The sequence below is a fragment of the Paeniglutamicibacter sp. MACA_103 genome (genome assembly GCF_045798555.1).
Classification (GTDB): domain Bacteria; phylum Actinomycetota; class Actinomycetes; order Actinomycetales; family Micrococcaceae; genus Paeniglutamicibacter.
This window is the reverse complement of sequence record NZ_JBIXLN010000013.1, coordinates 21,494-40,531: the sequence shown is the minus strand read 5'-3', so window position 1 is coordinate 40,531 and position 19,038 is coordinate 21,494. Positions and strand designations below refer to the sequence as shown.

The 19,038-nt window shown below is 66.8% G+C and carries 18 protein-coding genes; 6 read left to right on the top strand and 12 right to left on the bottom strand.

The window, feature by feature from the left end; all coding sequences use genetic code 11:
- Positions 1–259: 259 nt before the first annotated feature.
- The gene (locus ACIPVK_RS08215; protein WP_407611477.1) at positions 260–877 is read left to right on the top strand and encodes a class I SAM-dependent methyltransferase; all 618 of its coding nucleotides are present in this window, start codon (positions 260–262) and stop codon (positions 875–877) included.
- Positions 878–927: 50 nt separating this feature from the next.
- Here ACIPVK_RS08215 and dapF read toward each other — a convergent pair whose 3' ends face one another.
- The gene (dapF, locus tag ACIPVK_RS08210; protein WP_407611476.1) at positions 928–1,884 is read right to left on the bottom strand and encodes a diaminopimelate epimerase; all 957 of its coding nucleotides are present in this window, start codon (positions 1,882–1,884) and stop codon (positions 928–930) included.
- A gap of 98 nt (positions 1,885–1,982) precedes the next feature.
- Between dapF and ACIPVK_RS08205 the strand changes: the two genes are divergently transcribed.
- From ACIPVK_RS08205 to ACIPVK_RS08195, 3 genes are read left to right on the top strand one after another with little or no spacing between them, the layout of a single operon-like run.
- Positions 1,983–2,579 carry a helix-turn-helix domain-containing protein gene (locus tag ACIPVK_RS08205; RefSeq protein WP_407611475.1) on the top strand — a complete coding sequence of 199 codons (597 nt, stop codon included), beginning with the start codon at positions 1,983–1,985 and terminating at the stop codon, positions 2,577–2,579.
- On the top strand, positions 2,576–2,869 hold the full coding sequence (locus ACIPVK_RS08200; RefSeq protein ID WP_407611474.1) for a DUF6036 family nucleotidyltransferase: 294 nt from the start codon (positions 2,576–2,578) through the stop codon (positions 2,867–2,869). The genes ACIPVK_RS08205 and ACIPVK_RS08200 overlap by 4 nt, the downstream gene beginning before the upstream one ends.
- Entirely contained in the window at positions 2,856–3,128 is a 273-nt protein-coding gene (locus tag ACIPVK_RS08195) for a hypothetical protein (protein ID WP_407611473.1), read from the top strand. The genes ACIPVK_RS08200 and ACIPVK_RS08195 overlap by 14 nt, the downstream gene beginning before the upstream one ends.
- 179 nt (positions 3,129–3,307) lie before the next feature.
- Here the strand turns inward: ACIPVK_RS08195 and miaA are convergent, their stop codons facing one another.
- From miaA to ACIPVK_RS08145, 10 genes are all read right to left on the bottom strand, one after another.
- Positions 3,308–4,207: a tRNA (adenosine(37)-N6)-dimethylallyltransferase MiaA gene (gene miaA, locus ACIPVK_RS08190; protein WP_407611472.1), complete on the bottom strand. Its 900-nt coding sequence runs from the start codon at positions 4,205–4,207 to the stop codon at positions 3,308–3,310.
- 10 nt (positions 4,208–4,217) lie between these two features.
- A complete protein-coding gene (miaB, locus tag ACIPVK_RS08185; protein WP_407611540.1) occupies positions 4,218–5,726 on the bottom strand; it encodes a tRNA (N6-isopentenyl adenosine(37)-C2)-methylthiotransferase MiaB in 1,509 nt (502 codons plus the stop codon).
- A 72-nt stretch (positions 5,727–5,798) separates the two neighbouring features.
- On the bottom strand, positions 5,799–6,671 hold the full coding sequence (locus ACIPVK_RS08180) for a regulatory protein RecX (protein ID WP_407611471.1): 873 nt from the start codon (positions 6,669–6,671) through the stop codon (positions 5,799–5,801).
- A 4-nt stretch (positions 6,672–6,675) separates the two neighbouring features.
- Positions 6,676–7,728, bottom strand: a complete 1,053-nt coding sequence (gene recA / locus ACIPVK_RS08175; protein ID WP_407605596.1) for a recombinase RecA — start codon at positions 7,726–7,728, stop codon at positions 6,676–6,678.
- A gap of 208 nt (positions 7,729–7,936) precedes the next feature.
- Entirely contained in the window at positions 7,937–8,161 is a 225-nt protein-coding gene (locus tag ACIPVK_RS08170) for a DUF3046 domain-containing protein (RefSeq protein ID WP_407611470.1), read from the bottom strand.
- A gap of 141 nt (positions 8,162–8,302) precedes the next feature.
- Positions 8,303–8,728, bottom strand: coding sequence for a helix-turn-helix domain-containing protein (locus ACIPVK_RS08165; protein ID WP_217390542.1), 426 nt, complete (start codon positions 8,726–8,728; stop codon positions 8,303–8,305).
- A 208-nt stretch (positions 8,729–8,936) separates the two neighbouring features.
- Complete coding sequence (locus ACIPVK_RS08160; RefSeq protein WP_407611469.1) at positions 8,937–9,437, bottom strand: CinA family protein; 501 nt, start codon at positions 9,435–9,437, stop codon at positions 8,937–8,939.
- A gap of 50 nt (positions 9,438–9,487) precedes the next feature.
- Positions 9,488–10,090, bottom strand: coding sequence for a CDP-diacylglycerol--glycerol-3-phosphate 3-phosphatidyltransferase (gene pgsA, locus ACIPVK_RS08155; RefSeq protein ID WP_407611468.1), 603 nt, complete (start codon positions 10,088–10,090; stop codon positions 9,488–9,490).
- A 9-nt stretch (positions 10,091–10,099) separates the two neighbouring features.
- Positions 10,100–12,991 carry a DNA translocase FtsK 4TM domain-containing protein gene (locus ACIPVK_RS08150; protein ID WP_407611467.1) on the bottom strand — a complete coding sequence of 964 codons (2,892 nt, stop codon included), beginning with the start codon at positions 12,989–12,991 and terminating at the stop codon, positions 10,100–10,102.
- A gap of 306 nt (positions 12,992–13,297) precedes the next feature.
- Positions 13,298–14,485, bottom strand: a complete 1,188-nt coding sequence (locus tag ACIPVK_RS08145; RefSeq protein ID WP_407611466.1) for a PucR family transcriptional regulator — start codon at positions 14,483–14,485, stop codon at positions 13,298–13,300.
- A 160-nt stretch (positions 14,486–14,645) separates the two neighbouring features.
- Between ACIPVK_RS08145 and ACIPVK_RS08140 the strand changes: the two genes are divergently transcribed.
- Together ACIPVK_RS08140 and ACIPVK_RS08135 are read left to right on the top strand one after the other, a co-directional pair.
- Complete coding sequence (locus ACIPVK_RS08140; RefSeq protein ID WP_407611465.1) at positions 14,646–15,869, top strand: FAD-dependent monooxygenase; 1,224 nt, start codon at positions 14,646–14,648, stop codon at positions 15,867–15,869.
- Between the two features lie 39 nt (positions 15,870–15,908).
- Positions 15,909–17,231 (top strand): MFS transporter, encoded by a 1,323-nt coding sequence (locus ACIPVK_RS08135; RefSeq protein ID WP_407611464.1) that lies wholly within the window; start codon positions 15,909–15,911, stop codon positions 17,229–17,231.
- Between the two features lie 93 nt (positions 17,232–17,324).
- Here the strand turns inward: ACIPVK_RS08135 and ACIPVK_RS08130 are convergent, their stop codons facing one another.
- Positions 17,325–19,028 carry a ribonuclease J gene (locus tag ACIPVK_RS08130; RefSeq protein WP_407611463.1) on the bottom strand — a complete coding sequence of 568 codons (1,704 nt, stop codon included), beginning with the start codon at positions 19,026–19,028 and terminating at the stop codon, positions 17,325–17,327.
- Positions 19,029–19,038: the final 10 nt, after the last annotated feature.

The following is a 19,038-nucleotide window of genomic DNA, read 5'->3' as shown; positions in this document are numbered from 1 at the left end:
ACGGTCGGCTCCGGCCAAATGACTTTTCGGCGCGACATCGGATCGCCCGGCGGGGTCGGTCTCCGGCCAGGGAGCCAACGGCTCGGCGGGAGGAAGGACCTAGGGGTCGATCGCGTGTTTGTGCGTCTTACAGGAAAGTCATACGGAAAACTCTATCACTTGTCCCGGCATTGCGCCTTGAGGCATCTCACACATCGTTGCGACCCGATTTCGGGCCTCGGGTTTGGGTTTGCCGCCCCCAGGCGGTTAACCTGCCAAGATGAGCCCGGAACATTATTTCAGCGCCCAGCCTTCCACCCCGGAGAAGCGGCGCCACATCAGCGTCGAGTTGCGCGGCACCGCGCACAAGGTGCAAACCTCCGGCGGCATCTTCAGCCCGGACAGGATCGACAAGGGAACCGCCATACTTTTGGACGGCGTTCCGGACCCCGCGGAGCAAGGGAACCTGCTCGACATCGGCTGCGGCTGGGGACCCATCGCGCTGTCGATGGCCATGGCCTCACCCGCGGCGACGGTGTACGGGGTGGACGTGAATGAACGAAGCCTCGCCCTGACCCGCGACAACGCCGCGGCCCTGGGATTGAAGAACGTCGTGGTTGCGCTTCCCGAGGCGATCGACCCGGAGCTCACCTACAACACGATCTGGTCCAACCCGCCCATCAGGATCGGCAAGGAGGCCCTGCACGAACTGCTGTTGCTGTGGCTGCCGCGCCTGGCCCCGGGCGGCATCGCCTGGCTGGTGGTCCAGAAGAACCTGGGCGCCGATTCCCTGCAGAAGTGGCTGGGCACGGTCTTGCCTCAGGACTGGAGCATCGAGCGGGTCTCGACGGACAAGGCCTTCCGCATCCTGCGCGTGGCCCGTCCCGAGGCTTCCTAGCCCCCTTGCGCCGATGGCCGGATTCCCCCGCGGGAATCCGGCCATCGTTGTCAGTTCTCGGTGATCTCGCCCCGGGACACCAGGACCGCGGGGCCGCTGAGCACCACGTGTTCGCGCCCCGTGGCGCCTTGGGTGAACTCGATGCCCACCTCGCCTCCGGGCACCTGGACCTTCCAGCTGAGGGTGTCTTGGGCCTGGGCCCAATGGCGGGTGGCTGCGGCGGCGGCGCAGGCCCCGGTGCCGCACGACAGTGTCTCCCCCACGCCGCGTTCGTGCACGCGCATGCGCAGCGACCCCACGCCGTCCTGGACGACGGGGTCTGCGGCCAGGACGTATTCAACGTTCGTTCCCTGCGGGGGCACCGGCTGGACGTCGGGGATCGCAAAGAGTTCCGCGCCCTCCAGCTCGCCGGCGTTGGCCACGGCCACGACGGTGTGGGGGTTGCCCATGGAAATGCTCAGGGCTCCGCGCGCCTTGTCCAGGCCGGCGGTCAACACCCGCGAGTCAAGCCCGTTTTGGGTGGCCGCCTGCTCGAAGATGAACTCCCAGGGCCCCATGTCCACGGCATAGCCGTCCTCTAGCCGGGTCACGACCTTCACGCCGGCGCGGGTTCCGATGGAAAGCCGGGAACCGACCGGAAGGTCGACCAGTTTTTCGCTCAGCAGGAAGTGCACGAACACGCGCACCCCGTTGCCGCACATCTCCGAGATCGATCCGTCGCCGTTGCGGTAGTCCATGAACCAGTAGGCGTCGGGGTTCGATTCCAGGACTTCGCGCCCCTCGGCCAGGGAGGCGGAGGGAACCGCGCGGATCAGGCCGTCGCCGCCGATGCCGCGGTGCCTGTCGCACAGGGCAGCGACCTGTTCCCGGTCAAGCCGGTGCTCATCCGAGGGGTCGGCAACGAGGACGAAATCGTTTCCTGTCCCATGCCCCTTGGCATAGGGAAGCCGCCCCACGACGGACTGCAGGCTCGGGGTGGTCTCTGGTGTGGGGGCGTTCGCGCTCATGGCCTTAAGAATACGTGCCGCAAATCCCTTGCGCCCAAACCAGCAGATCCGGTGGCGCATCACTCGACTATGTAACCGATCGGTGACAGAATGGGGGCATGGGCACAAACAGCTTCACGGCGGATGCACTAGGCGGCAAAATTCGTGATCGACGCAGGATGTTGGGCTACACCCAGCAGGCACTGGCCGACGCCATCGGCACTTCCCGCAAATTTATCGTCGAGCTGGAGGCCGGGAAGGATAGCGCTTCTCTCGGACTCGCCCTTCGCGCCCTGGAGAAGCTTGACTTCGACGCTCCCGGAGCCACATCGGAGGACATCCAAGGAGAGAACTTCGCCCGGGAATTTGAGAAAACACTCGAGGCTGGGGATTACGAGTTCGCTCTACGTCTGATCGGCGAGTACGCAAGCGCCTCGCTGAGGGCTCGTCGCGCCCTCATGTTTACGGCTCCGTGCGTGAAGGACACGGAGTATCTGACCGCGCTTGGCGCCATCACGCGTTGGGTTGCCCGCAAGACCGGAACACCTGTCCCGCAGTGGGCACGGAGCATCCGGCCGTCGGCCGCACCAGTGTTCTTGTCAGAGAAGCTGTATCCGGTAGGCGACCGCATGAAGAATTTGATTCGCAAGGAAACGCCTCCAGAAATGGAAACCTTGAACGTGTGGATCCGTGAACGTGATCTGGTCAGCGCGTGAGCTCAGGAAGTTTCCGGCGTGAGGACATCGTCAGACTCTTGGCGGACTTAGAGGCAAGGTTGCATGCCCGCGGCGTCGCGCTGGACATCCAAGTTGTCGGTGGAGCCGCCCTTCTACTCCATGGACTCATTGACCGGGGAACCGGAGACATCGACGCGCGTTACAAGAGTGCTGCCGCCGTCGAACAAGTGGCGCGCGAGATGGCTGTCGAATATGCCCTGCCCGCGGATTGGATCAATTCCCGCGATGGCGTTCCTCCCGGAAGATGCGACTTGGATGGCCGCCCCTGATGGTTCCTCCGCAGCCATCCAGCTGGCAGACCTACCTACGCTTGCCGCCATGAAGGTCGCTGCGGAACGACCCAAGGATATTGCTGATCTGGGCCATATCATCAACGCCTTGGACATCAAGGAGCCTGGTCAGCTGGTCGATTTGGCCTACGAGAAGTACGGCGAAGAGTCCATGACGTTGACGCAGGGACGTGAAAACTATGAGGTTGTGGCCGAGGAAGCCCTGAGGGCAGCCGCGGCCTTCCGCAACAGGCACTAATCCGATGCGCCACGGGGTGTGCCGTCGCGCTCCCGGAATGCCATCGACTCGGATGGTGGGCAATGGTGTCAAGGTTGTCAAGAAAAGTGCTCAATGACCATGATTGAGCCTGGTCCCGAATCGCCGGATAATCCCTCACGCGCCAATACGTCCATCTGGCCGGGCCAGTGCGTGCGGAATCAGGATTCCCGGATACGGGCCAGCACCTGTGGCACCAGTGTCTTGTCCGTCGGGTCGAACCAGTTCACCCGGTCATCGGCCCCGAACCAGGTGACCTGGCGCCGGGCAAATTGACGTGTCGCGATGACCGTTTTCTCCGTGGCGTCCTTCACCGACATGGTGCCGTCGAGCACGGCCAGGAATTGCGCATAGCCGATGGCCCGCGAGGCCGTCTTCCCCTCACGCAGCCCCTGGCCGTCGAGCCGGCGCACCTCTTCCAGCAGGCCAAGGTCCACCATCATGCCCACCCGTGCCGCCAACCGTTCGTGCAGCACTGCGCGGTCCAGGTTCAGGCCGATCTGGGTCGCCGGGGCGTGGTACTTCCGCTGCGGCATGAAGGAGCTGAACGGCTTGCCGCTGATTTCGTGGACCTCCAGGGCGCGGATCAGGCGCCTGTCATCGAGGTTCCTGGCCGCCGATTCCGGATCCACGACTGCCAGGCGCGCGGCCAGCGCGCCGATGCCCGCCTCGGCGGCCTCGGCTTCCAGGCGCCGGCGAACGGCGGGATCGGTGGGCGGGAAGTCGATCTCGTCCAGGGCCGCGCGCACGTACAGGCCGGACCCGCCGACCAGGATGGGCACCAGACCACGGCCGCGGATCTCGTCGAATACCTGGCGGGCCTCGGCCTGGAAGCGCGCCACGCTCGCCTCCTGGCGGACGTCCATGATGTCGAGCAGGTGGTGCGGGATCCCGCCGCGCTCGGCGACCGGAAGCTTGGCCGTGCCGATGTCCATCCCGCGGTAGAACTGCAGGGCGTCCGCGTTCACGATTTCCCCGCCCAGTTCCTGGGCCAGGGCGATGGACAGGTCGGACTTGCCGGTCCCGGTCGGTCCCAGGACGGCAATCACCGGAAGGTTCATGGCCGGTGCCCTACTTGCGCGGGGGAAGCGCGGGCATGCCCAGGGACACGCCGCCGCTTGCGGGTGCGCCGGTGGCCGGGACCCCGCAGGAGTCCGCCTGCGAACGGTCCCAGGCATCGCCTGCCCGCGATCGGCGCACCGAGTAGTCCCCGAGGGACGCGGGGTCCGAGACCAGGTGGAAGGCTGCGGCACCGGTCACGGGGACGGTGACCAGGTCGCCGGGGCGCGGGGTTTCCCCGCCCGCGGGGACGGAGAAGTGCACGAGGCGCTGGTCGGTGGACCGTCCGGAGAGCCGGTGGGTTTCCCCGGACTTGCGACCTGCATGCTCGGTGACCATCACCTCGACGGTGCGGCCGATTTGCTTGGCGTTTTCCTCCGCGCAGATCCGGTCCTGCAGGGCGGTGAGGCGTTCGTAGCGTTCCTGCACCACGGCCTTGGGCAGCTGGCCGGGCAGGTCGGCGGCGGGTGTGCCGGGACGCTTGGAGTATTGGAAGGTGAAGGCACTGGAGAAGCGCGAGGCCGCAACGACATCGAGCGTCCCCTGGAAGTCCTCTTCCGTTTCGCCGGGGAAGCCCACGATGATGTCGGTGGTGATGGCGGCGTGCGGAATGAGTTCCCGGACCTTGTCCAGGATGCCCAGGAACTTCTTGGACCGATACGAGCGGCGCATCTCCTTGAGGACCTTGTCCGAGCCCGACTGCAGCGGCATGTGCAGCTGGGGCATGACATTGGGGGTCTGCGCCATGGCCTCGATGACGTCGTCGGTGAACGCCGCGGGGTGCGGGCTGGTGAAGCGGACGCGCTCCAGTCCCTCGATCTTCCCGCAGGCGCGCAGCAACTTGCCGAAGGCCAGCCGGTCCCCGAATTCGACGCCGTAGGAGTTCACGTTCTGGCCCAGCAGGGTCACCTCGATGACCCCGTCGGCCACCAGCGCCTCGATCTCGGCCAGGATCTCCCCCGGCCGCCTGTCGCGCTCCTTGCCCCGGAGCGAGGGGACGATGCAGAAGGTACAGGTGTTGTTGCAGCCCACGGAGATCGACACCCAGCCCGAGTGCACCGAGTCCCGCTTGGTGGGCAGCGTGGACGGGAAGACCTCGAGGGATTCAAGGATCTCCAGTTGCGCTTCGTTGTTGTGCCGTGAACGTTCCAGCAGGGCAGGCAGCGAGCCGACGTTGTGCGTCCCGAAGACCACGTCGACCCATGGGGCTTTCTTCAGGATGGTTTCCCGGTCCTTCTGCGCCAGGCAGCCGCCGACGGCGATTTGCATGTCCGGGCGCTTTTCCTTGACCTTTGCCAGCATGCCCAGGTTTCCGTAGAGCTTGTTGTCCGCATTTTCCCGAACCGCGCAGGTATTGAAGACCACGACGTCGGCAATCTCTTCCCCGGATGGCTGCTCGATGAGGCCGCTGGCCTCGAGGAGCCCGGAAAGGCGCTCGGAATCGTGGACATTCATCTGGCACCCGTAGGTGCGGACCTCGTAGGTACGGGTCGGCGCGGCTGAATCTTGCTCGTCGGTCATTGAAATGGTCGCAGTCACCCCTCAAGGGTACCCAATTCCGCCTGTTCCCGGCCGAAGACGACAAGCCGGAGACTAATACTCCGAATCGGGTCCGAATCGCTCTTCCCAGGCCTCGTTGACCAGGCGGAAGGCCATGCCGGGACCGTAGCCCTTGCGTGCCAGCATGCCCACGAGCCGGCGCACGCTCTTCTCCTTGTCCGCCCCCATGGAGGGGGCCCGCAGCTTGCGTTCCACCAGGTCGCGGGCGGTTGCTTCCTCGGACTCCTCGTCGATCTGCTCCAGGGCGTTCTCGGCGATGTCGCCCTCGATCCCCTTGTCCCGCAGCTCGCGCTTGATCGCCGACCGTGCCAGTCCGCGGCTGCGGGAACGCGAACGCACCCAGCCCTCGGCGAAGGCCTCGTCGTCCACGAGCTGGATTTCCTCGAACCGCTCCAGGAGCTCCTCGGCGATGTGCTCGGGGATTTCCTTCTCCAGCAGCTTGGTTTTCAGCTGCGCGCGGCTCTTGGCCGAGGCGGTGAGCTGGCGCAGGATGACGGCGCGTCCCTTGGTGGCATATTGCTCGTCGGTGAGCTCGACGGGCTCCTTGGCTTCCCGAGGCGTCCTGTCCCGGGTCCGCGGAGGGCGCGCAGAGGTGCGCTTCGACCCGGATTGGGAAGAGCGCCCGCCGCCGCCCCAGGAACCTGCACCGCCGGCGCCGCGCTTGGGCGCGCGCGCCGAGCTGCGTCCCGCGTATCCGGAGCGTTCACCGAAGGCCGGCTTTGCCTCGGGCGGTCCGGGTGCTTCCTCGGGCGGCGGGGCGGCGGACGCCGCCTCGCTGTGCGCCCAGGCGGGGATCTCCGTGGGGTCGCCCCAGTCCGAATTGCCGTCGGCCGGGAACGACCAAAGCGGCCGTTCGGCTCCCTGACGGGAGCCGGACGAACCGCCCTGGTGTTTGGTGGTGCCCACGGGACTAGGACTCCTTGACCACGCGCAACTTGTCGCCGTCGCCGTCCTTGTCCTCGGCGGCCTGGCCGATGCCAAGCTTCTCGAGGATCTGGCGTTCGAGTTCGTTGGCGAGGTCCGGGTTGTCGCGCAGGAACTTCCGCGCGTTCTCCTTGCCCTGGCCCAGCTGGTCGCCGTCGTAGGTGAACCAGGCGCCCGACTTCTTGACGAAGCCCTGGTCCACGCCGATGTCGATGAGGCTGCCTTCGCGCGAGATGCCCTGGCCGTAGATGATGTCGAATTCGGCCTGCTTGAACGGCGGGGCCATCTTGTTCTTCACGATCTTGGCGCGCGTGCGGTTGCCGACCGGGACGGTGCCTTCCTTCAGCGTTTCAATGCGGCGCACGTCGATGCGGATCGATGCGTAGAACTTCAGCGCCTTGCCACCGGTGGTGGTTTCCGGGCTGCCGAACATCACGCCGATCTTTTCACGCAGCTGGTTGATGAAGATCGCCGTCGTGCGGGTCTGGCTGAGGCGTCCGGTGATCTTTCGCAGCGCCTGGCTCATCAATCGGGCCTGCAGGCCGACGTGGCTGTCGCCCATCTCGCCTTCGATTTCGGCGCGGGGCACGAGTGCCGCCACGGAGTCGATCACGACGATGTCGACGGAACCGGAGCCCACGAGCATGTCCATGATTTCCAGGGCCTGCTCGCCGGTGTCCGGCTGTGAAACCAGCAGCGCGTCGGTGTCGACGCCCAGCTTCTTGGCGTATTCGGGATCAAGAGCGTGCTCGGCGTCGATGAAGGCGGCGATGCCGCCCATGCGCTGGGCGCTGGCGACGGCGTGCAGGGCAACCGTGGTCTTACCGGAGGATTCCGGACCGTAGATCTCCACCACGCGGCCACGCGGCAGGCCGCCAATGCCCAGGGCGATGTCGAGTGCCACCGATCCGGTGGGGATGGCGGCAATGGGTGCAACGGTCTTGTCGCCCAGTCGCATGACCGAGCCCTTGCCGTATTGCTTGTCGATCTGTGCAAGTGCAGCTTCGAGGGCCTTCTCGCGATCTTTACCAACGGCCATTGTTCACCTCGGTTGTTAGGGCCACCCGATGAGGGGTTTGGCCGGTACTCTTTGTCTATCCACGAGCGTACGACGGGTGGCCGACACTTTGGTTTCAGGGCGTCGCGGCTGTGGAAAACCCGGCCGCGCCCCCTGACGAACTCTCACTGAGAACTCTACACTCTTCCGAACAGATATTCGAAAGCGGTGGGCGTGTTCCTCGAATATTCTACCGCTCCCGGATCGGCTGGTCCCTGCCCAGCCGGCGCTCGGGCGGCACATCCTGCATCTCGCACATGGCCAGCCACACATCCCGCGGAGGGACCCCCTTGGCCAGCGCGTCCTGCGCGCTCACCCCGCCGACGGCGGAGAGCACCAGGGTGGAAGCCAACGTGCGGGAATAGCCCGCACCGAACTCGTCGTCCATCAGACGCCAGAAATCACTCAATCGCACCTTCGCAATTCTGCCACGGGTTCCCGGGCGCCTTAAGCAAAACGACCCCCGCACCGGAGTCCTGTTCGCAAAGGAACGGACACCGGCACGGGGGCCGATACCACGGAGCCCGGGTACACCACCGGGTCCGTGTGGGGTTGACTAGTGGCTCGGGGCCAGGCGCTTGCCGAGTTCAACCGGATATTCGCCAGCGAACTCGCTGGTCAGGTCCACGGGGACCGTATCCGGAATGGTGATGCCTTCCGCAATGGCAACGCGGTCGCTGACCTCGCGGAGCATGAGGGACAGCGGCACCTCGAGGGCGCCACAGATCGAGGAGAGAAGCTCGGATGAGGCTTCCTTCTGGCCGCGCTCTACCTCGGAAAGGTATCCCAGGGAGACGCGGGCGCTGTGGGAGACTTCGCGCAGGGTGCGTCCCTGGCGTTGACGAACGTCGCGCAGGACGTCACCGATTTCATGTCGAAGGACTACCATCTTGCGCTCCTCTTTATCGCGGCGGACCTCGCTCTGTAGGCCCACATCACGCCAACGGACCACACCGTTTACCGATACTGGTTGCTTGACCATGTGCATTGCCTTTTGTTCTCCGGTCCTAGATGCCTTGTGGGGCGATCGGTGCGGGTCACTGTTTTGTGCCCGTCATGGGTAATAACTGCCGGGAGTCGTTTTTTGTTCCCACGCCCCCACCTTAGCCATTCCCTTGGGTGATTTGCCACACCAATCGCAATTCGATCCGCATTGGTGTCACAAAACGATTCATAGCCACCTTGCCCCATCAAGCTGTGTGCTTGCTGGGCGCAAGGTGGGAAGCAAGGAGTTCCAGTGCGGCCACGGTGCTCGAGATGCGGATCCGTGCCCGGTCGCCGGTGAAGCGGTGTTCGGTGAAGCCGCTGCCGGATCCCGACGCGTAGCCCAGGAAGACGGTGCCCACATCCTTGCCGTCGTGGGCGTCGGGACCCGCGACGCCCGTGGCCGATACGGCCAGGTCGGCGCCGCAGGCGCGCCGGGCACCCTCGGCCATCTGCCGTGCAACCTCCCCGTCGACGGATCCGCGCTCGGCCAGCAGCGCCGGATCCACGCCCAGAACGTTGGCCTTGACGGAACTCGAGTAGCTCACCACCCCGCCCTGCAGCACGGCGGAGGCGCCGGGCACCTCGGCGAGCGTGGCCGCGATCATCCCGGCGGTCAGGGATTCGGCGGTGGCCAGACTGGTCCCGGCCGCCTTGGCGGCGGCGATGACCCGGCCGGCGAGCTCGATGCAGGGGTTTGCGTCCATGGGCTGTGTCATCTCCTTCGGTCCTGGGTGGTCTTGGCGGGCGGTGCCTTCTAGCGGCGCGAGGCGGACCCGGCGCGCAATTGCCAGGCCTTGATGAGGTAGTCCAGGCCCGTCACGACGGTGACGGCCAGGGCCAGCAACATCACGATGAACGCGACGACGCCCAGCCAGTCAAGGGTGTGCGCCCAGGGCAGTAGGTAGAGCAGGATCGCGGCGGTCTGCATCACGGTCTTGAGCTTGCCGCCGCGCGAGGCGGCCATCACGCCGTAGCGGATGACCACGAAGCGCACGAGTGTGATGCCCCATTCGCGCACCAGGATCACCACGGTGATCCACCAGGCCAACTCCCCCAGGATCGAGAACATCACCAGGGCGGAGCCGGTGAGCAGCTTGTCGGCGATCGGGTCGGCGATCTTGCCGAAGTTGGTGATCAGCCCGCGGCTGCGGGCCAGGTCGCCGTCGAGCTTGTCGGTGTACATGGCGGCCGCGAAGATCGCCACGGCCACCCAGCGCATCAGGCCGTAGTCCTTCTCGTCGGCCACCAGGGCCCAGATGAAGAACGGCACCATGAGGATGCGCAGGACGGTGAGCACGTTGGCGATGTTCAGGGTCGGCACGTGGGCCGGAGTCGGGTTCGCTGGGGTTTCAGTCACGGAACAAGGCTACCTGCCGGTAAGGTTCCAGGCGTCTTCCGACCCCGGCTCGTCGTCGCCGTCGTGGTAGTCAACCGCCTGTTCGAAGCCGTCGAGGTCCTCGGCGACCAGGTCGGTGCCGTAGTGGTTGGCGTTGGCATTCTCCGCCAGCGCGGCCTCCTGGGCGCTGGGAACGATGTCCCCGGCACCGGTTTCGTCCCCGCGCATCGCCGCGAGCACCTCGGGCAGGTCGTCGGGCTTGACCAGCACGTCGCGGGCCTTCGAGCCCTCGGAGGGCCCGACCACGCCGCGGGACTCGAGCAGGTCCATGAGCCGCCCGGCCTTGGCGAAGCCCACGCGCAGCTTGCGCTGGAGCATCGAAGTGGAGCCGAACTGCGTGGTGACCACCAGTTCGGTGGCCTGCAGCAACAGCTCGAGGTCGTCCCCGATGTCGTCGTCGATCTGCTTCTTGGGGGCCTCGGGGGCCACGTCGTTGCGGTACTCGGCCTTCAGCTGGCCCTTGACGTGTTCGACGACCGAGTGGATCTCGGACTCGGTGACCCAGGCCCCCTGCACGCGCATGGGCTTGGAGGTGCCCATGGGCAGGAAGAGCGCGTCGCCCTGGCCCAGCAGCTTCTCCGCGCCCGGCTGGTCGAGCACCACGCGGGAGTCGGTGACCGAGGAGGTGGCAAACGCCATGCGCGAGGGCACGTTGGCCTTGATCAATCCGGTGACGACGTCCACGGAGGGGCGCTGGGTGGCCAGCACCAGGTGGATGCCGGCGGCACGCGCCAGCTGGGTGATGCGCACGATGGAGTCCTCGACGTCGCGCGGGGCGACCATCATCAGGTCCGCGAGCTCATCGACGATGACCAGCAGGTACGGGTAGGGCTTCAGGATGCGCTTGGAGCCCTCCGGAACCACGACCTTGCCGTTGCGCACCGCCTTGTTGAAGTCGTCCACGTGCTTGAAGCCGAAGTTCGCGAGGTCGTCGTAGCGGGTGTCCATCTCCTTGACCACCCACTGCAGCGCCTCGGCGGCCTTCTTCGGGTTGGTGATGATCGGGGTGATCAGGTGCGGGACGCCCTCGTAGGCGGTGAGTTCCACGCGCTTGGGGTCGACCATGACCATGCGGACCTCGTCGGGGGTGGCACGCATCAGGATCGAGGTGATCATCGAGTTCACGAAGGAGGACTTGCCCGCGCCGGTGGCGCCCGCCACCAAGAGGTGCGGCATCTTGGCGAGGTTCGCCACCACGAAGCCGCCCTCGACGTCCTTGCCCACGCCCATGACCATGGGGTGGTCGGTCTTGCGGGCGTTGTGGCTGCGCAGCACGTCCCCGAGCACGACGATTTCCTTGTCGGCGTTGGGGATCTCGATGCCGATCGCGGACTTGCCCGGGATCGGCGAGAGGATGCGCACGTCCGAGGAGGCCACGGCGTAGGAGATGTTCTTGGACAGGGCGGTGACCTTCTCCACCTTGGTGCCCGGGGCCAGCTCGATCTCGTAGCGGGTGACCGTGGGCCCGCGGGAGAACCCGGTGACCTGCGCGTCGACCTTGAACTGCTGCAACGTGTTGGTCAGCGCGGCGACCACGGCGTCGTTGGCCTCGGAGCGTTCCTTGGACGGCGGGCCGGCCGGCAGGAAGTCGGAGGCCGGAAGGGTGTAGGCGACGTCCCCGGAGAGCTGGAGCTGTTCGGTGCGCGCCGGGATCGGCGGCAGCGGGGCCGCGGCGGGGCGCGAGGGCACCTGCGGGATCGCGCCGGTGGCGTCGTCGTCGTAGCTGGCCAGGTCGATGGCGCTCATGGCCTGGGTGTCGGCCTCGGGCTCGCGGCCCAGTCCCACCGCGTCCATGATCGCGGCGCGTTCGCGCTCGTCCTTGGTGGGGCGGCGCACGCCCGGGCGGATCGCCGGTTCCTCGTGCGCGTCCTCGACGGCCTCGTCGTAGAGGTCCACCGGGTGGCTTCCGGGGGCAATGGTGTGGTCGTAGGCGTCGGTGATGACGGCCGTGTCGTAGGCGCCCTCGCCAGTGTTGCCCAGCAGGTCCTCGGCGGCAACGGCCTCGGCGTCCTTGTCCTTGCCGAAGAGCCGCATCTTCTTGCGCGGCTTCTTCTCCGGCTGCTCGTCGTAGAGGTAGGACTGGTCGTGCTCGTCCCCGGTGAGCTCGGTGCCGTTGCGGCGCGGCCCTTCCGGGTGCTGGCCCATGAGCTTTTCGTAGCCCTCGCGGAAGCGTGCGGGGATGTGCCTGAACGGGGTGGCGGTGAGGATCATCAGGCTCAGCAGCGCGAGCGCGATCATCACGGCCATGGCGCCGGGGCCGGAGACCAGACCTGCCAGCGGGACGGAGACCAGGGCGCCGAGCATCCCGCCGGCTCCCCAGAGGTCCTCGAAGGGCGCGGAGACCGGGGGCAGTCCCCCGACGACGTGGGAGATCCCGGATCCGGCCAGCGAGAGCAGGGCCAGGCCGATGCCCACGCGGTTGTTGGCGCGGTGCTCCTCCGGCCAGCGGAAGAGCCGGATGGCGCCGATGAGCAGGATCGGGGGCATGAGCGCGGCCATGAACCCGAAGGTCCCGCCGGCCACCGCATGCACGAACCCGCCGTAGCTGCCGACCCCGCGCAGCCCCCACCACTCCACCGAGGCAATGACGATGGCGAGGATGACCAGGAAGAGCCCGGTCCCGTCGCGGCGCACCTCGTAGGGCGGGTGCACGTCGCGGCCGACCTTGCGGAAGGCCCCGCCGGTGACCCGCGCGATGCCCATCCAGAAGGAGCGCACCATGCGCACCGGCAGCGGGAAGTCGTGTTCGACCGGTGCCGGTGCGCTCTTGGAGTTTCGGGTCGTCTTGGACGAGGAACTCGACGCACGCGGTTTGCGCGTGGTCGTTTTCCCCTCGCCTTGCGAGGATGTACGTGGGGCCATGGCTCTAGGGTATCGCCCAAGGGCGCCCGATCCCTGAATTTACACGGTTCGCCGGGGCTTGGGGTCCTTGGAGAAGCGTCACAGCAGGGGCGTGCGTTCGCGTTCGGGGCGCCGGCTCCCACCGCAGGATGACCCACGGCCGGAAGTCGACGAGACGCCGGGCATGCCAGGCCATGGGGAACCGGATGGCATTGGCCCGCCCCGGCTTGGCACCGTTTTCAACAACGATCCGACCGCCGGGTCGTTGGCTGCATCTCGCGAAGCCATGCCGGAACCACGGTTCGCAGGGGTGGATTTGGCGAACCGTCACCGCCCCGAAACTACGGGTTGTTCGAGGAACCCGGCCAGCCGGGCAAGCCTGAGGCCCAGGTGCAGGTCGCGCTGGACCCTGCCCAGCCGCAGGTCAACGCCGGCCACTTCGGTGAGTCGGTCCAGCCGGTAGTAGATGGTGGAGCGGTGCACCTTGAGCACCTGCGCGGTGCGCTGGATGTCTCCGGCGTTCTCCAGGAAGGCCTCCAGCGTCGCCGCCCAGGGGCGGGTCTTCTTCTGGAGAAGGATGTTCCGCACCGGGGTGGGCAGGTCCGCCACCCCGAGTCCGTCCAACGGGAAGGTGGCCAGGACGCCATCGGATCCCGTGTCGGAGAAGTGGACCGCCACCGGGTGGTCGGCGGGTGCCAGGCTGGTGGCGCGAAGGGCCCAGCCAGCCCGCCGGTAGGAATCGTGCAGCGCATCCAGGGGCGCCAGCGGGCCGATGCCGGCCCGTGCCGGGGCAAGCTGGGGACGGGAGAGAATGCGTGCCAGACGCGGGGCAACCACCGGCCGGGGAAAAATGAGCACGCCGGTGCCTTCGATGGTCACGCCGCCGATCACGCTGGCCGTCGACGTGTCGTTGACGAATCGGATCGTCTGCGCGACCGCCTGCTCCACTCGCCCGAGGTCCGTTGGCGTGGCATCCAATACACCGGGCCCGATCGCGACCGCGCAGTAGTGCTCGGAGGCCCCGAAGATTTCCTCGCCGAGCAGGGTTGCCGCCGCTCCCTGGCGCCGTTCGTCCTCGAGCGCGACGAGGTCCACGGCAAGCGAACTCGAGCGGTCCAGCAGGGACCGGGCGTTCGAGTCGCGTACCTCCATGAGCCGGCTGATGCGACCGAGCCGGTTCCCGGTGACGAGGTCCACCTCGGGTGCGGCGTCGGGGCCCTCCGCCATGCTCAGCATCAGGTGACCGACGATGTGCCGGTCGGCACCCAGCAGCCGGTACATCACGACGGACCCGACGCCGTCCACCACCTGGATGGCACTGTCCTGGTGCGCGGTGGCGGGGGTGTCCCACGAGTCGCTGTGGGCCAGGATGCGGGAGAGCCGCAGCCGGTCCTCCGGGGACTCGTGGATTGAATAGGCGACCACCCGCATGGTGCGGTCCAGCACCACCAGTCGCCGGTCCAGGGCTTCGGACAGGTCCTGGATGGCGTCGTGGAGTTCGGGGATGCGGTTCATCCGCTCATTCTAGGTCGATTCCGAAGTCCGGGATGCATCTTTTGCGACACCGTGTCGGAAATGATGCGCGGGAAGTGCTACCGCATGCCGACGTGCTCCGCATCACGAATATCTAGGGTTGAGGGACGCACAAGCGCCATTTCCTTCAGGAGGGTTTTTCATGCAGACCACCATCAACCAGCCGCGTGGCCGCCGCATTGCCATCATCGGCGCTGGCATCAGCGGGCTGACGCTTGCCATCGAACTACGACGCCGCGGCCTCGAGCCGCTGGTGTTCGACCGGGTCGCGGAACTTCGGGAGGTGGGTGCGGCCGTGGCATTGTCGGCCAACGCGACCCGCTACCTCGAGGAGCGCACCGGCATCGGGGCCGGGCTGGCAGCGGCATCTGCCAGCGTGGACGGGCTGGTTTTCCGCGATGGCCGCGACGGGCGGGTCATCGGGCGGATATCCTCGCGCGATGAGTACCAGGCTGCCTGCGGTGCGCCGTACTACGGCATCCACCGCGCGGACCTGCAGAAGCTGCTCGTGGATCGCCTCGGCGGCGAGGGCCTGCACCTCTCCAAGGAATGCGCACGCATTGAGGAGGCCGCCGATGCCGTGCGCCTCCACTTCAGCGACGGGGACGTCGTCGAGGCCGATCTGGTCATCGGCGCCGACGGCGCACGGTCGACGCTGCGCCGCCACGTCGTTGGATACGACGACGCCCAGTTCTCCGGCTGTTCCGGATGGCGCGGGATAGTCTCCCCCGAGGCCCTGGCGGACCTGCCGGATCCGGAGGCCATCCAGTTCTGGATGGGGCCCGGCGGCCACCTGCTGCACTACCCGATCGGCAGCGGCGAGCAGAACTACCTTCTGGTGCGCCGGCACGGCGGACCGTGGGAGGGTCCGGCCTGGGCCGCGCCCGACGAGGAAGGAGCCCACCTTGCGGCCTTCGAAGGCTGGCATCCTGCGGTGCAGCAGATGATCGGAGCCGCGCCCACCGGGGACCGCTGGGCCCTGTTCCAGCGTCCGCCGCTGCACCAGTGGAGCCGCGGGCGCGTCACCCTCATGGGAGATGCCGCCCACGCGCTGGTTCCGCATCACGGGCAGGGAGCGAACCAGTCCATCGAAGACGCCATTGTCTTGGCCGATTGCCTCATCCAGGGGCTCGAAGACGGCTCCGGCTGGGACGCCGCACGCCAGCGCTACCAGGATGTGCGGATCGACCGCACCCGCAAGGTCCAGCTCGCCTCGGCGACGACCGGCGACGTCCTGCACCTGCCCGACGGCGCACGCGCCGATGCCCGGAACGCCCGGCTTGCGGCGCCGGATGCGTGGGAACGCCACCTGGCCTGGATCCATGAGTACCAGGCAGCACGTTCCCTACAGCCCGTCTCGGCCTAACCGGTTCACGCACCGGTTCCACCCTTGGAAAGAAACCCCATGAATCCAATGTCCCCCGACCTGCGCTCGCGCTCACCGCTGCTGGTCGTCGCCCTCTGCTTCGCAGTCATCGTCCTGGACGGCTACGACTTGATGGTCTTCGGAGCCATCGTCCCCGTGCTTCTCGAGTATCCGCAGTGGGGGCTCGAGGCCAGCGAGCTCGGCATCATCGGCAGCCTCACCACCCTCGGCATGCTCCTGGGAGCCTTGCTGGTCGGCACGCTCTCGGACTCCTTTGGACGGCGCCGCGTCATGCTGGCCAGCACCATCTGGTTCAGTGTGTTGACCCTGGTGAGCGCCCTCGCCCCGAGTCCGGAAATATTCGGGCTGTCCCGGCTGCTGGCCGGAATCGGCCTGGGCGGTGTCATGCCGACCGCCATTGCACTGACCGTCGAATACGCCCCGGCAGGACGGAAACAGTTCTTCAACGCCATGATGTTCGTCGGCTACTCGGTCGGCGGGGTGCTGGCAGCGCTGCTGGCCCTCGTGCTCATCGAACCCTTGGGCTTCAGGTGGCTGATCGCGATGGGAGCCGCGCCCGCCCTCGTCCTGGTGCCGTTGATCGCCAGGCACCTGCCCGAATCCATGACCTACCTGCTCAGGCGCGGGGAAACCGGGCGCGCGGAGCAACTGTCCCGAGCCTACGGACTTGCGCCTGTTGCCATCGCGCCGTTGGCAGGCTCGGGCCGGGGAGCGGTGCTGCGTTACCTGGTGGGTCCGGGCCGCCTTCGTCCGCTGGCGCTTTTCTCGATCGCCTCGTCCGCCGGGCTGCTGCTCGTCTATGGACTTAACACCTGGCTGCCGCAGATCATGCGCTCTGCCGGCTACCCGCTGGGGTCCTCGATAAGTTTCCTGCTCGTGCTCAATCTCGGAGCCGTTGCCGGCAGCCTGGCCACGGCGTCCCTGGCCGACAAGCTGGGCTCGCGGTTCGCGGTGACCATGGCGTTCACCGCCGCGGTCATCACCTTGGTGGGCCTCAGCCTGCAGCCGAACGCGGTGCTGCTATACGCGTTCGTCGCCTTGGCCGGGCTGGGATCGATCGGCACCCAGATCCTGGTCAACGGTTACGCCGCGGCATATTTCCCGGACTGGGCCCGAGGGACCGCCGTGGGGATCACGCTCGGGGTGGGACGACTCGGCGCCGTGGTGGCACCACTCATGGTGGGGCTCATTCTGGAATCGGATCTGGGCTTTGCATGGAACTTCTATTCATTCCTGCTGGCAGCGGCACTGGGACTGGTTGCGGTCCTGCTGATCCCCCGCGCGCGCCAGGATGCTCCCGTTGCCAGTCACGAGGCCGGCGTCTCCACAATGGAACACTGAAACATCCCAGGCATCTGCGGCCAACGGAAATCCCGTTAAGAGACGAGTACCCCGCGCCGGCAAAAGCCGATGCGGGGTACTCGTCGTTTGAACTTACGCTTCCAGGACCACCGGGACGATCATGGGCTTGCGGCGCAGCTTGCGCGAGACCCACGAGCCGATGACCCGGCGGACGATCTGCTGCAGCTGGGCCGTGGTGTGCGTCGGGTTGTTGCGCACCGCATCCTCGAGGGCCTCGGCGATCTTCGGCTTGATCTCGTCGAACACCTTGTCGTCCTCGGCCACGCCGCGGGCGTGGATCTCGGGTCCCGAGATCAGCTTGCCGGACTGGCGGTTGATCACCGAGATGATCGAGATGAAGCCCTCCTCGGCCAGCGTGACGCGGTCCTTGAGGTCCTCGTCGGTGATGGTGCCGACCTTGGAGCCGTCCACGTAGACGTAGCCGCAGTCGACCTGGCCGACGAGCTTGGCCACGCCGTCCTTGAGGTCCACGACCGAGCCGTCCTCGGTGAGCAGCACGTTTTCCGCCGGCACGCCGGACTGGGCGGCCAGGCGGGCGTTGGCGATCAGGTGGCGGGTCTCGCCGTGCACCGGCATCACGTTCAGCGGCTGGATGATGTTGTAGCAGTACAACAGCTCGCCGGCCGAGGCGTGGCCCGAGACGTGGATCTTGGCCATGCCCTTGTGGATGACGTCGGCGCCCAGGCGCATCAGCCCGTTGATCACGCGGAACACCGAGTTCTCGTTGCCCGGGATCAGCGAGGAGGCCAGGATGACGGTGTCGCCCGGGCCGACCTGGATGCGGTGGTCGCCGGTGGCCATGCGCGAGAGCGCGGCCATCGGCTCGCCCTGCGAACCGGTGGACATCAGCACGACCTTGTTGTCGGGAAGCTTGTCCACGTTCTTCATGTCCACCAGGATGCCGGCGGGGATGTGAAGGTAGCCGAGCTTCTCGGCGATGGTCATGTTCCGCACCATGGAGCGGCCGATGAAGGCGACCTTGCGCCCGTGGACCTGGGCGGCGTCGATGACCTGCTGCACGCGGTGCATGTGCGAGGAGAAGGAGGCGACGATGATGCGCTTGCGGGCACGGCCGAAGAGGGACTCGAGCACCGGGCCGATTTCCTTTTCCGCGGTGGTGAAGCCGGGGACGTCCGCGTTGGTGGAGTCGGTCATGAACAGGTCCACGCCCTCGTCGGCCAGGCGGGCGAAGTGGCGCAGGTCGGTGATGCGGCCATCCAGCGGCAGCTGGTCCATCTTGAAGTCGCCGGTGTGCAGCACGTTGCCGGCATCGGTGCGGATGAACACGGCAAGCGCGTCGGGGATCGAGTGGTTGACGGCAACGAACTCGGTCTCGAACGGGCCGAAGGTCTCCACGTCGCCCTCGGCGACCTGGCGCAGCACCGGCTTGATGCGGTGCTCCTCCAGCTTGGCGGCGATCAGCGCGAGGGTCAGCCGCGAGCCGATCAGCGGGATGTCGGCGCGCAGGCGCAACAGGTACGGGACGGCACCGATGTGGTCCTCGTGGCCGTGCGTGAGCACGACGCCGACGACGTCATCGAGGCGGTCCTTGATGTAGCTGAAATCGGGCAGGATGACGTCCACGCCCGGCTGGTGCTCCTCGGGGAAGAGCAGGCCGCAGTCGACGATCAGCAGCTTGCCGTCGATTTCGAAGACGGCCATGTTCCGCCCGATCTCGCCCAGGCCACCAAGCGGCACGATGCGCAGGGTGCCCGGCTTGAGCTTGGACGGAAGGTTGTGAACCGTATCGATGGTCCCAACGGAGGAATCGGTCATGAATTGCTTA

Coding starts and splice junctions, on each gene's coding strand:
- ACIPVK_RS08215 (WP_407611477.1), top strand. CDS start 260: ATGAGCCCGGAACATTATTTCAGCGCCCAGCCTTCCACCCCGGAGAAG.
- dapF (WP_407611476.1), bottom strand. CDS start 1,884: ATGAGCGCGAACGCCCCCACACCAGAGACCACCCCGAGCCTGCAGTCC.
- ACIPVK_RS08205 (WP_407611475.1), top strand. CDS start 1,983: ATGGGCACAAACAGCTTCACGGCGGATGCACTAGGCGGCAAAATTCGT.
- ACIPVK_RS08195 (WP_407611473.1), top strand. CDS start 2,856: ATGGCCGCCCCTGATGGTTCCTCCGCAGCCATCCAGCTGGCAGACCTA.
- miaA (WP_407611472.1), bottom strand. CDS start 4,207: ATGAACCTTCCGGTGATTGCCGTCCTGGGACCGACCGGGACCGGCAAG.
- miaB (WP_407611540.1), bottom strand. CDS start 5,726: ATGACCGACGAGCAAGATTCAGCCGCGCCGACCCGTACCTACGAGGTC.
- recA (WP_407605596.1), bottom strand. CDS start 7,728: ATGGCCGTTGGTAAAGATCGCGAGAAGGCCCTCGAAGCTGCACTTGCA.
- ACIPVK_RS08165 (WP_217390542.1), bottom strand. CDS start 8,728: ATGGTCAAGCAACCAGTATCGGTAAACGGTGTGGTCCGTTGGCGTGAT.
- ACIPVK_RS08160 (WP_407611469.1), bottom strand. CDS start 9,437: ATGGACGCAAACCCCTGCATCGAGCTCGCCGGCCGGGTCATCGCCGCC.
- ACIPVK_RS08150 (WP_407611467.1), bottom strand. CDS start 12,991: ATGGCCCCACGTACATCCTCGCAAGGCGAGGGGAAAACGACCACGCGC.
- ACIPVK_RS08145 (WP_407611466.1), bottom strand. CDS start 14,485: ATGAACCGCATCCCCGAACTCCACGACGCCATCCAGGACCTGTCCGAA.
- ACIPVK_RS08140 (WP_407611465.1), top strand. CDS start 14,646: ATGCAGACCACCATCAACCAGCCGCGTGGCCGCCGCATTGCCATCATC.
- ACIPVK_RS08135 (WP_407611464.1), top strand. CDS start 15,909: ATGAATCCAATGTCCCCCGACCTGCGCTCGCGCTCACCGCTGCTGGTC.
- ACIPVK_RS08130 (WP_407611463.1), bottom strand. CDS start 19,028: ATGACCGATTCCTCCGTTGGGACCATCGATACGGTTCACAACCTTCCG.